This is a genomic window from Acidithiobacillus sp. TH-A35, assembly GCF_057473505.1.
The window spans coordinates 1-10,532 of sequence record NZ_JBYCKR010000005.1 but is presented as its reverse complement, the minus strand read 5'-3'; the positions used below and the strand labels follow the sequence as shown (position 1 = coordinate 10,532).

Genomic DNA, 10,532 nt, shown 5'->3' with positions numbered 1-10,532 from the left:
CATCACCGTACGCTGCCCATAGCGCTCCACCAGCAGACCGGTGAGGGGCAGAAGGATGACGTTAGCGATCATGTAGCTGGTGAGCACCCAGGTGATCTGATCGCTGTTGGCATGCAGAGAGCCGCGCATGTAGGTCAGCGCTACGTTGACAATGGTCAGGTCGAGTACCTGCATGACTACCGCCAGCATGACTGCGACCGTAATGGTAAGACGTGAAGCCGGGCTCTCTTGCGCCACGGATGGGCTCCTCTTTGTGACGGACGATCCTGATAGTACCGATCCACTTTAGGCACACTGACGCAGGGACCGGCAGATACATCTATCCGGATACCGACCGTTCGGTCACTATAAGGTCGGTACCCTTGTCTGGCAAGTCCGGGGGTTTCATTGAATGGGGTACCGCATTGCCGCTACAAAAAAAGCCGGCCATAGGCCGGCTGATCAGGCAGCAGATGTTCAGGCCGCGCGCAACACGGCCAGATCCCGCAGATCCTGGCTATCTGAAAATGCTTGTTGAAGCTGCTCGTCCGTGACATCCGCGAAGCAGTAGCCTGCCTCTTCCAGTTGATAAATCAGGCCGACGAACTCGAATTCCCGTTCCATATTCATTTCCATGCTGTTGTCCTCATCAGTAAATAAGACATGGCTAACATACATTTATTTTATAGTTATGTCAATATAATAAATAACTAATATATTGATGGCCCGTGTGCCACAGGGTCAGAGTTGTTCCGGCGGGAGGCAGGGAATGTCCCGGGGTGAGGGTGTCTGGCGTAACAGATCTTCCTCATTGCTGCGCAACCAGCGCCATTCGCCGGGACGCAGTTCGCCGAGGGACAGGTTTCCCACCGCTACGCGAATCAGTCGCAACACTTCCCTGTCACAAGCGGCAAGTAGACGCCGGATCTGGCGATTGCGTCCTTCCTGCAAAATGAATTCCAGCCACTGGGTTTTGCCACCGCAGCGTAACTCCCTGATCTGCATTGGCAGGCAATGTTCGCCGTCGAGCACGGAGCCAGCCGCCAGTTGGGCTACGGTGCTAGCAGAAAGGGGCGGGCGAATCTGCACATGGTAGGTCTTGGCCACATGCTGATCGGGATCCAGCAGTTGTTGCGCCCAGTACGGATCATTGCTGAAAAGCAGCAGGCCGGAGCTGGCCTGGTCCAGACGTCCCACGGGGGCCAGCCATGGACTCTTGGGCAGTAGGTCGTACACGGTGGCACGCCCCTTTTCATCCCGACGGCTGGTAATGACGCCGCGCGGTTTGTGCAGCAGCAAAACCTGGCGGGCACTGGCGGTGACCTCGGTACCATCGACACAGATTTTTGGGCCGGACAGGGCGAAGCGCGCCTCTGGATCGTGTATCCGACAACCATCCACCTCCACCCTCCCGGCGCGAATCCATTCCGCCGCCACCGTCCGCGAGCATAGCCCGGCTTTGGACAGGATGCGAGCGAGTCCAAAGTTGGGAGTGCTTTGGTTTTGTCCAGACTTTGGACTATGATTTGAGGGATGTTTCACTAGTCTGCCCAAAGGAGCTGGTTATGGCGCATGAAACTTTGCATGAATCCCTCGAGTCCTTGTCCCCTGAAACTGTGGACATCCACCGGGCCATTTCCTCGCTGATGGAGGAGTTTGAAGCGGTCGACTGGTACCAGCAGCGTGCAGATGCCTGCAAGGACCCTGCTCTCAAGCAAGTCCTGGAACACAACCGGGATGAAGAAATTGAGCACGCTGCCATGGTCCTGGAGTGGCTGCGCCGCAAAATGCCGCGTCTGGATAAGGAATTGCGTGAGTACTTGTTCAGCAAAGGCTCCATCACCGGCCACGAAACTGAGGCGATGGGACGAGAGTAAAACGGATCGCACCGTCACGGTACAAAACGCGCACAGAGGTCGTTGTAAAAATTGAGTCCGAGGGCGGTTGGTCGTAGGGTTTCCCCTTTGATTTCGACTAAGCCATCGCGCGCGGCCTGGCGAATTTGTAGCTGAATCATCGGCCATGACAGGCCGGTACGTTCCGGAAATAACCCCATGGGGAAGCCATTCGTCAGGCGCAGGGCGTTGAGCATGAACTCGAAGGGTCTGTCGGCAACCAAAACGGGTTTATAGTCGCCAATGGCGTCGGCATCACTTAGCGCGTCGGCCATATAACTTTCCGGGCGGCTGGGTTTGCGGCTGCGCCAGATGCCCTCGGGCAAGGTGATCTTGCCGTGCGCCCCGGCACCGATGCCGAGATAGTCGCCATAGAGCCAATAATTGCGATTGTGCTGGCAGCGTTGGCCGGGCAGGGCATGCGCGGATATCTCGTAGCGCGGCAGTCCGGCCTCCTGGAGTTGCTGACGTAGGGCATTTTCCATGTCGGCTGCCTGATCGTTGTCCGGCAGGTTGGCTGGCGGATGGCTTGCAAAAGGGGTCCCCTCCTCCAGGGTGAGCTGGTAGAGGGACAGGTGAGGGGGTGCATAGTCCAGTGCGGTTTGCAGGTCTGATCGTGCAGCCGCGAGATCCTGCCCCGGCAGGGCAAAAATGAGATCGAGATTATAGCTTTCGAATTCAGCGGCGATGGCGAGTTCCACCGCGCGGTGGGCTGCCGCCGCATCGTGAATGCGGCCGAGCCGTTGCAGGAAGACGTCATTGAAAGATTGGATGCCCAAAGAAAGCCGGGTAACGCCTGCCTCCCGGAAGGCGCGAAAAGAGGCCGCTTCTATCGCCCCCGGATTGGCCTCCAGCGTTACCTCCAGGCCGGGCAGCGGCCGCAGGCGGGCGCGGATCTCGGAGAGCAGACGGTCGATGATTTCTGGCGGAAAGAGGCTGGGGGTGCCACCACCGATAAAAATAGTCTGCACACGACGTCCCCAGATGCGTGGCAGCTCGCGATCCAGATCGGCAAGTAGTGCGGACAGATAGCGTTCTGCCGGGATGCTGTCAGCGGCGTGAGAATTGAAATCGCAATAGGGGCACTTGACCTTGCACCAGGGCAGATGCACATAGAGCGAAAACGACGACGATGGTTTTAGGGTCGGGTTCATGGGTACTCGTGAAAGGAGTGACAGGTGACGGATACAGACTGGACGCCCTTATTTTTACTCCGAACAGTGCTTTTCCCCAAGGCTTTATTAGGGCTGCGTATTTTTGAGCCACGTTATCTGGATATGATCAGCGCCTCACTGCGGCAAGGTCGTGATTTTGGCATTTGCCTCAGCCACTCCTGGGGCGATGGTCATGCCGAGCCGGAGTTGGTGGGTACTTTGGCACGCATTGTGGACTGGGGTGGAGAGGCGGGTGTTCTCCAGATTCAGGTGCAGGGGCAGGAACGCTTCACCATTCAGGACTGGCGTTATGATGGACCGTTGGCGGTGGCTTCCATTCATTGCTGGGTCGCGGAGCCCATCGTGCCCATGCGTCGGGAAAACGAGGTCTTGCGCCGTATCCTCGAGGATTTGATTGGCAAGGTACCGGCCACGGAGATAGATGCCAGCAGCGCCGGGATGATCCTGGCGCAGGCGCTGCCTGCTTCTCCGGAAGAAAAGCAGCAGTTGCTGGTTATCCAGGATCCTATAGAGCGTTTGCGCCGCATTGCGGATTTGCTCGGCCAACACGGTGGTGCATAGGGGTAAACCGAATCAGCGACAAAACCTAACGCTTGCCCTTGCCATAAATATACGTAGAGAAGTCCGTGTAATCCTGCGAAAGATTACGGAACAGATGATCCAGGCTGATGATGGCCTGCTCCAGAATATTCACGGTGATATAGGGTTTCTCCACCTTCAGGCGCTGATAGCGGGCGCGGGTGAGGACCAGCACCTGAGTGTCGTCGCTTTTGGCGAGGATGCGGGCGCTACGTGGCTGACGATCAAAAAAGGACATCTCCCCGGCCATTTCGCCGTCCCGTACCCGGACCACTTCCACTTCGTCGCCATCGGCGGTGTGATGAACGATGGCCATTTCACCCTTGACGCAGAAGAACAGGGCCTCTCCGAGTGTCCCCCATTCGGCAATCACCTGGTCCATGTGAAACTGGGCATGGGTGACATATTCTGCAAGAGTTTGGATTTCGCTGATGGTCAGAGACTGAGCCAGATGATGCTGTTTGAGAAATTGCGCGATTTCTATGTGGGCAATGCCAGGCATGGTTCGTTCCTCTGGGAAGCAGATTTTCCTTCATTATAAGGGTGGAAGAGGGGTGAGGGACAGTACCGTGCCGCATTTTGAATCCTGCCGTCTCCTCGCGGTACAATGCGCCACTACCTCCAACGAGTATTCCCATGACACGTCCCAGTGGAAGAAGTGCTGACGCCTTGCGTCCGGTACAGGTCACCCGAAATTTTACCAAACATGCCGAGGGCTCGGTGCTGATAGCCTGCGGCGATACCAAAGTGCTGTGCACCGCCAGCGTCGAGGAAAAAGTGCCGCCCTTCCTGCGTGGCGCGGGCAAGGGGTGGGTGACAGCAGAATATAGTATGTTGCCGCGCGCAACCCGGGAGCGGGTAGCACGGGAATCTGCCAAGGGACGCATCGGCGGACGCACCCACGAAATTCAACGCCTCATCGGCCGTAGTCTGCGTGCTGCCGTAGATTTACAAGCCTTGGGCGAGCGCACCATCTGGGTGGATTGTGATGTGCTTCAGGCTGATGGTGGGACCCGCACCGCGAGTATTACCGGCGCTTGTCTGGCGGTGGCCGACGCGCTGCAGCATCTACGTGCGGCGGGGCGGGTTCAGAATAACCCCTTGCGGGACTGGGTGGCGGCTGTTTCGGTGGGCATATACCAGGGACAGGCGGTGTTGGATCTTGACTATGCCGAAGACAGTAATGCCGACGTGGATATGAATGTGGTGATGACCGGTGCAGGTGCGTTTGTAGAAGTACAGGGAACCGCGGAGGGCGCAGTATTCAGTGCGGAACAAATGGCCGAAATGCTGGGGCTGGCGCGCAAGGGAATCGCTGAGTTGGTGGCGCGTCAGCATCAGGAGTGTCCGGAAGCCCGTTCATGACGCCCTTGCTGCTGGCCACGGGCAATGCGGGCAAATTGCGGGAGTTGCAACCGATACTTGCCGCCCATGGCTTCGCGGTGGTCAGTCAAAAAGAGCAGGGCATCTCCAGTATTGAGGAAACGGGCACTACCTTTGTTGAAAATGCGTTGCTCAAGGCGCGCCACGCCGCCTCGCAAAGTGGTATGGCGGCGCTCGCCGAAGATTCCGGGCTTTGTGTGCCCTATCTCCAGGGGGCGCCCGGCCTTTACTCCGCGCGCTATGCCGGCCCAGAGGCCAGTGACGCCGCAAACAACGCCAGGCTGCTGACGATGCTGGCTGAGGCGAGGGGAAAGGCCCGTGCTGCTTATTATGTGGCTTGCATGGTCTTTCTGGAATCTGCTGCCGACCCCTCGCCACTGGTGGCCCAGGGTTTTTGGAGGGGGACTATTGGTGAGCATCCCGCCGGCGACGGGGGCTTTGGTTACGACCCGTTATTTTGGCCCGCGGGCGGGGCATGTAGTGCAGCGCAGTGTAATCTGGAAGGAAAAAATAATCACAGCCACCGAGGTACGGCTTTACGCAGGCTGCTGGAACTACTGGCGGAGCGTCAGGCACCCCAGCCACTATCGCTCAACGACTGACGCAGGCGGGTTAGTGCCCGCACCTGCAACTGTCTCACCGCCTCGCGACTGACACCCATCCGCTCGGCGACGGCTTCCAGGGTCATGGGTGCATCGCCATACATGCCGTAGCGAAACACCATGACCTCCCGTTGTTTTTCGTTGAGTTCTGTCAGATGTTCGCGTAGTGCTTTGCAGATGGCGTCGCGGTCGTACTCGCTATCCGGACCATCCATGTCGCCGGCCACCTGTTCGATGCGGTTTGGCCCGTCAGACACTTCTTCGTCGAGCGAGAAGACACGGATGTCGGCGAAATCCAGGGCGCGCATGGTGCTCTCGCGTACCCCGAGGGCCTCGCGGCGCTGCTCGCGGCGCACATCTGCGTCACTGTCTTCCTCCTCTCCGCGCTGCACATAGGCGTGCAGGGACTTCGCAAGATAGTCGGGCAGGCGTATGAAGCGGGAGCGGATGAGCGCCCGTTGCATGGCCTCGCGGATCCACCAGGTCGCGTAGCTGGAAAAGCGCGTACCGAGCCCTTCCTGAAATCGGTCGGCGGCACGCAGCAGGCCCATGTATCCTTCCTGGAGGAGGTCTTCCTGGCTGAGCCCTTTATTGCGATATCCCCGGGCGACTGCCCGCACCAGGGGCATGTGCGCGGAGATGAGGGTGGCGCGGGCGCATTCGTCACCCTGGCGCAGGCGATGGATAAGGTGCAGCTCCTGTTTCTGGTTGAGAAACGGCCCACTGTTTTCGTCGTCTATAAAATCATTAAGAGGCGGTGGATCAATGGCGGGACCCATGTCAGGGATATCCGAACCCACTAATTCTCTAGCTTCAGTGTGCACCACAGCCCCTTACACTGATCACAAATCGTCCTACCATTGCAATCTAATATCCTATTTTAAAAGAGATCCCGTCTTTTGGTATATTAGGATTCTTTTTCATCGGCCTGTCAAGTGTCTGCAGCGAGTATTTGGTGATTTTAGCAACAATGTTGCTGGCCTCACGGAGAATGGTGGCGCCTGGCTGAGCCATATTTGCTGGTGGTCAAGTTTTTTGACTCTGCCCCTTGATCTGCCTATAATCTGCCCCTTTCTCGTTACCCTTATCAAAGAGGTCGGAATCCTTCTATGCCAACTGTTCGTGTCAAAGAAAATGAGCCCTTCGAAGTTGCGCTGCGGCGTTTTAAACGTTCCTGTGAAAAGGCGGGTGTCCTTACCGAAGTGCGGCGTCGTGAGTTCTATGAAAAGCCCACGGAAGAGCGCAAGCGCAAGGCCGCTGCTGCCCGCAAGCGTTCGTTGAAGCGTATGCGTCGCCAGTCCATGCGTCTGGTCCGGCTCTACTGATGACACTCCGCGAGCGCATCCAGGAAGATATGAAGTCGGCCATGCGCGCTCGGGAAGCCGAGCGTCTGGTGACCATTCGTATGCTCCTGGCGGCGATCAAGCAGCGCGAAATTGATGAGCGCCGCGAGCTTGACGATACTGAAGCGTTGAGCATTGTGGATAAGCTGATCAAGCAGCGCAAGGATTCTGCCAGTCAATTTGTTGCCGGTGGTCGTCCGGATCTTGCGGAAAAGGAAGAGTCAGAAATCGTTTTTCTCGCGGTCTATCTGCCGGCGGCCCTGTCGCCTGCAGAGATTGATGGGCTGATTGCTGAGACGATGACGGCCGTAGCGGCCAGCGGTCCCAAAGATATGGGTAAGGTACTTACCGCCTTGCGCCCGCAGATGCAGGGACGTGCGGACATGGCCGTGGTGGCGGAAAAAGTGAAGGCCCGCCTTAGCAGTTGATGGACGGGGGTGTGGCTGCGGCCGGGGTTGCCTCCTGGCAGCACAGCTTCTGGCGGGCTCTGGATGCCGGTGATGTGCAGGGCGCGTGGTCACAGCATTGTGGCCACATCTATGGCCGCAGACATGTTGCGGCGACCGCACCGTGGGTGACACTCGCGGAAATTCATGATCGTCTGAACTGGTCGCAGTGGTTGTCACAGCGTATTGCCGCCGGTTTTCCTCTCCCTGTTTCTGATCTCCCCGATGTAAATACCTTGCTGGATCTGGCGAGGCGCCCTGGTGCTGCGCTCAGCGGGCGAGATTTGCGCGCGGTGCTCAACGTGCTGACGGCACAGAAAGGCTACGCCGCGGCTTTGCGTCAGACTGTGGATGCGCTGACCGGGCTGGCGGCTGAGCTTGATCCTCCGGTGGCTTTGTCGCGCAGCCTCAACATGGCGTTGGATGAGGAGGGCGAGCTCCTGGATACGGCGAGCGCTGATCTCGCGCGCCTGCGTCAGCGCCTGCGGACCAGTCGCGGCGAATTGCAGCGTTTCTTGCAGAGCGTTCTGCGGAATCCTGACTGGCAGGAATACTGGCAGGATCAGGTCATCGTGCAGCGCAATGCGCGTTACGTGCTGCCCCTCAAAGCCAGCCACAAGGGGCGTATCAAGGCGATCATTCATGACCGCTCGGCCAGTGGTGAAACCCTTTTTGTAGAGCCGCTGGCCGCTGTCGATCTGAATAATCAGTTGGTTCAGGACCGACGTGCTGAGCTTCAGGAGCAGGAACGTATTCTCAGCGTCCTGAGTGCGGCTGTTGGGGAAGAGGTGCCGGGCATCGTCGCGGCCTTGCGGCATATGGGCCGCCTGGACGCGGTACGGGCAGGGCTGGAACTGGGTGATGCCTATGGCGGGATTTTGCCCAAGGTGGGCGTTGCAGCGGCGTTTGATCTGCAGGCCCTGCGCCATCCGCTACTCTGCCTGCGTCATCCGGGGCAGGTCGTGGGTAACGCGGTACATCTCGGGGCGGACGCGCACCAACTGGTGATTACCGGCCCCAATACCGGTGGTAAGACGGCAACCCTGAAAGCGGTGGGGCTCAATCATCTGATGGCGTATATGGGGTTGCCGGTGACGGCGGAAGGCACTCTGGGTTATTTCCGGAAGTGCTTTGCGGTCATCGGTGATGCCCAGGATATTCACACGGATCTTTCTACCTTTTCGGCGCAGGTGCAGCGTCTGCGGGCAGTGCTGGAGCATGCCGATGCCCACAGTCTCGTGCTCCTTGATGAATTGGGCAACGGCACCGATCCACGGGAGGGGGGCGCACTGGCCCAGGCGGTGGCAGAGGCCTTGCTGGCGGCCAAATCCTGCACACTGCTCACCAGCCATCTGGAAGTGATGAAACGCTATGCCCTGAGCCATGAAGGTGTGGCGCTGGCGGGAATGGGTTTCGATGCAGAGCGTCTGGCACCTACCTATCGCCTGCAGTGGGGTGTGGGTGGTGCCAGTCATGGTCTGGCCATCGCTCGGCGGGTGGGGATGCCAGCGCCGCTGATGGCCCGCGCCGAGGCGCTCTATGCCGATGACCGTGAGGACTGGGAGCGTTGGGAAGCGCAGCGGGAGGGCCTGTTACGGGCCGCGCAGCAGGCCCTGGATGAGGCCGCGTTGGCACGCGATGAAGCCGCAACGTCTGCCCGGCGCCTGGAGCGCGAGCTGGAAGCGGCGCGACAAGAGCGCGATAAAGCGGCTTCTGTAGCGCGCGCAGAATGGGAAAATATTCTGACGGCGGCGCGCCAGCAGGTGCGGCAAACCATCGCGGCGCTCAAGTCAGGACGGGATACGCAGGCCGCATCGGCGGCCCTGCAGCGTCTGGAAGCCCCTTTTCGATCGAAAGAGCAGCGTGCGGACAGTCTGCCTGCCGTGGGGGCTAAGGGCCTGTTTTTGCCGCTCCGGCAAGTGACCCAAGTGTTGCGCGTGGATCCGGTCCAACAAAGGGTGCAGATTCAATTGCGGGGCAAACAGCTTTGGGTGCCTGCCGCACAATTCGCTGTGGATGCGGCGCTGCAAGTTCCCAAAGAAAAAGGCAGCACGCAGTATGCAGCCCCGGAAGATCATCCCTGGCGCCTGGATTTGCGCGGACAGCTTCGGGAAGACGCTTTGGCGGCCTTGTGCCGTCATGTGGATGGTGCCGTGGCCGCCGGTCGCCAGCAGGTCGAGATTCTGCACGGTAAGGGTAATGGCGTGCTTGCGGAAATGGTGCGCGAGTTTGCCGGGCAGGACCCCAGGGTCAGCCAATGGCGCATGGCGCGACCAGAGCATGGTGGTGGCGGCGTCAGCGAGTTGGAGTTACGCTGACGGATGGCCAACTTCTCTCCCGCATTTATTGATGCCGTACTGGAGCACAGCGATCTGGTGCGCCTTATCGACAGTCGCGTGCCGCTGAAGAAAAAGGGGAAGGATTTCTGGGCCTGCTGTCCGTTTCATCAGGAGAAAAGCCCCTCATTTTCTGTCAGCGCGGATAAGCAGATATATTACTGTTTTGGCTGCCACGCGCATGGGAATGCCATCGGATTTTTGATGGCCCATGATCGGCTATCTTTTCCTGAAGCAGTGAAAACACTCGCCGAAGAAGCGGGCATTGCGCTGCCAGAAGATAGTCCCACTGGAGACCAGGAAGACCTGCGGCCGCTGCGTGCCATCCTCGAAAAAGCCGTCGCCCTTTACCAGTCCATGTTCTCAGAATATCCACCGGCCCAGGAATATCTGCGTGGAAGAGGATTGGATGTCGACACTATCGCGCGCTTTGAGTTGGGTTATGCACCACCAGCGGCCCAGTTTCTGAGCCAAAAACTCGGCAATGATGCATCATTGCGGCGGCAGTTGCTGGGCGCGGGGCTGGTCAGCAGTCGCGACGACGGCTCGGTCTATGATCGTTTTCGCGGCCGGGTGATTTTCCCGATCCGCGATGGGCGAGGACAAGCGGTGGGGCTGGGCGGGCGCAGTCTTGATGGACACGAGCCCAAATATCTTAATTCGCCGGAAAGTGCCCTCTACCACAAGGGCCGGGTGCTTTATGGTCTGCATCAGGCGAAGGAGGGCGTGCGTCGTGCCGGGCGGGTTTTGCTGGTGGAGGGGTATCTGGATGTCATTACCTTGCACCAGGTGGG

At 58.9% G+C, this 10,532-nt stretch carries 14 protein-coding genes; 8 read left to right on the top strand and 6 right to left on the bottom strand.

Translation table 11 applies throughout. The features are described from left to right. The 3 genes from AC2VNK_RS00225 to AC2VNK_RS00215 form a co-directional block, all read right to left on the bottom strand. Window positions 1-189, bottom strand: a 189-nt coding sequence (locus AC2VNK_RS00225) for an MFS transporter (RefSeq protein WP_486882394.1), incomplete at its 3' end; no start/stop codon positions are given. A 267-nt stretch (window positions 190-456) separates the two neighbouring features. Continuing rightward, complete coding sequence (locus tag AC2VNK_RS00220; RefSeq protein WP_291521284.1) at window positions 457-615, bottom strand: hypothetical protein; 159 nt, start codon at window positions 613-615, stop codon at window positions 457-459. Between the two features lie 105 nt (window positions 616-720). Then, window positions 721-1,521 carry a pseudouridine synthase gene (locus AC2VNK_RS00215; protein WP_486882393.1) on the bottom strand — a complete coding sequence of 267 codons (801 nt, stop codon included), beginning with the start codon at window positions 1,519-1,521 and terminating at the stop codon, window positions 721-723. Between the two features lie 23 nt (window positions 1,522-1,544). Here AC2VNK_RS00215 and AC2VNK_RS00210 point away from each other — a divergent pair, with 23 nt between their 5' ends. Then, window positions 1,545-1,856: a ferritin-like domain-containing protein gene (locus tag AC2VNK_RS00210; RefSeq protein ID WP_291521289.1), complete on the top strand. Its 312-nt coding sequence runs from the start codon at window positions 1,545-1,547 to the stop codon at window positions 1,854-1,856. 14 nt (window positions 1,857-1,870) lie between these two features. On the opposite strand, the gene hemW is transcribed toward AC2VNK_RS00210, so the two are convergent. Then, window positions 1,871-3,028 (bottom strand): radical SAM family heme chaperone HemW, encoded by a 1,158-nt coding sequence (gene hemW / locus AC2VNK_RS00205; RefSeq protein ID WP_291521291.1) that lies wholly within the window; start codon window positions 3,026-3,028, stop codon window positions 1,871-1,873. A 24-nt stretch (window positions 3,029-3,052) separates the two neighbouring features. On the opposite strand from hemW, the gene AC2VNK_RS00200 reads away from it, so the two are divergent. Next, window positions 3,053-3,610, top strand: a complete 558-nt coding sequence (locus AC2VNK_RS00200) for an LON peptidase substrate-binding domain-containing protein (RefSeq protein WP_291521293.1) — start codon at window positions 3,053-3,055, stop codon at window positions 3,608-3,610. 25 nt (window positions 3,611-3,635) lie between these two features. On the opposite strand, the gene AC2VNK_RS00195 is transcribed toward AC2VNK_RS00200, so the two are convergent. Next, window positions 3,636-4,130 carry a Crp/Fnr family transcriptional regulator gene (locus AC2VNK_RS00195; protein WP_291521295.1) on the bottom strand — a complete coding sequence of 165 codons (495 nt, stop codon included), beginning with the start codon at window positions 4,128-4,130 and terminating at the stop codon, window positions 3,636-3,638. A gap of 134 nt (window positions 4,131-4,264) precedes the next feature. Here AC2VNK_RS00195 and rph point away from each other — a divergent pair, with 134 nt between their 5' ends. Continuing rightward, entirely contained in the window at window positions 4,265-4,993 is a 729-nt protein-coding gene (gene rph, locus AC2VNK_RS00190) for a ribonuclease PH (RefSeq protein ID WP_291521296.1), read from the top strand. After that, on the top strand, window positions 4,990-5,613 hold the full coding sequence (gene rdgB / locus AC2VNK_RS00185) for an RdgB/HAM1 family non-canonical purine NTP pyrophosphatase (protein WP_486882392.1): 624 nt from the start codon (window positions 4,990-4,992) through the stop codon (window positions 5,611-5,613). Before rph ends, rdgB begins: the two co-directional genes overlap by 4 nt. Here the strand turns inward: rdgB and AC2VNK_RS00180 are convergent. After that, window positions 5,580-6,437 (bottom strand): sigma-70 family RNA polymerase sigma factor, encoded by an 858-nt coding sequence (locus AC2VNK_RS00180; protein ID WP_291521300.1) that lies wholly within the window; start codon window positions 6,435-6,437, stop codon window positions 5,580-5,582. The two genes, rdgB and AC2VNK_RS00180, sit on opposite strands and share 34 nt — an antisense overlap. A gap of 285 nt (window positions 6,438-6,722) precedes the next feature. Between AC2VNK_RS00180 and rpsU the strand changes: the two genes are divergently transcribed. The 4 genes from rpsU to dnaG form a co-directional block, all read left to right on the top strand. Next, entirely contained in the window at window positions 6,723-6,938 is a 216-nt protein-coding gene (gene rpsU / locus AC2VNK_RS00175) for a 30S ribosomal protein S21 (protein WP_035195145.1), read from the top strand. After that, window positions 6,938-7,384, top strand: a complete 447-nt coding sequence (locus tag AC2VNK_RS00170; protein ID WP_291521302.1) for a GatB/YqeY domain-containing protein — start codon at window positions 6,938-6,940, stop codon at window positions 7,382-7,384. The genes rpsU and AC2VNK_RS00170 overlap by 1 nt, the downstream gene beginning before the upstream one ends. Beyond that, a complete protein-coding gene (locus AC2VNK_RS00165; RefSeq protein WP_486882391.1) occupies window positions 7,384-9,720 on the top strand; it encodes an endonuclease MutS2 in 2,337 nt (778 codons plus the stop codon). The genes AC2VNK_RS00170 and AC2VNK_RS00165 overlap by 1 nt, the downstream gene beginning before the upstream one ends. A gap of 3 nt (window positions 9,721-9,723) precedes the next feature. After that, window positions 9,724-10,532: DNA primase (gene dnaG / locus AC2VNK_RS00160; protein ID WP_486882390.1), on the top strand; the 809-nt coding region annotated here is incomplete at its 3' end.

Coding starts and splice junctions, on each gene's coding strand:
- AC2VNK_RS00220 (WP_291521284.1), bottom strand. CDS start 615: ATGGAAATGAATATGGAACGGGAATTCGAGTTCGTCGGCCTGATTTAT.
- AC2VNK_RS00210 (WP_291521289.1), top strand. CDS start 1,545: ATGGCGCATGAAACTTTGCATGAATCCCTCGAGTCCTTGTCCCCTGAA.
- hemW (WP_291521291.1), bottom strand. CDS start 3,028: ATGAACCCGACCCTAAAACCATCGTCGTCGTTTTCGCTCTATGTGCAT.
- AC2VNK_RS00195 (WP_291521295.1), bottom strand. CDS start 4,130: ATGCCTGGCATTGCCCACATAGAAATCGCGCAATTTCTCAAACAGCAT.
- rph (WP_291521296.1), top strand. CDS start 4,265: ATGACACGTCCCAGTGGAAGAAGTGCTGACGCCTTGCGTCCGGTACAG.
- rdgB (WP_486882392.1), top strand. CDS start 4,990: ATGACGCCCTTGCTGCTGGCCACGGGCAATGCGGGCAAATTGCGGGAG.
- rpsU (WP_035195145.1), top strand. CDS start 6,723: ATGCCAACTGTTCGTGTCAAAGAAAATGAGCCCTTCGAAGTTGCGCTG.
- AC2VNK_RS00170 (WP_291521302.1), top strand. CDS start 6,938: ATGACACTCCGCGAGCGCATCCAGGAAGATATGAAGTCGGCCATGCGC.
- AC2VNK_RS00165 (WP_486882391.1), top strand. CDS start 7,384: ATGGACGGGGGTGTGGCTGCGGCCGGGGTTGCCTCCTGGCAGCACAGC.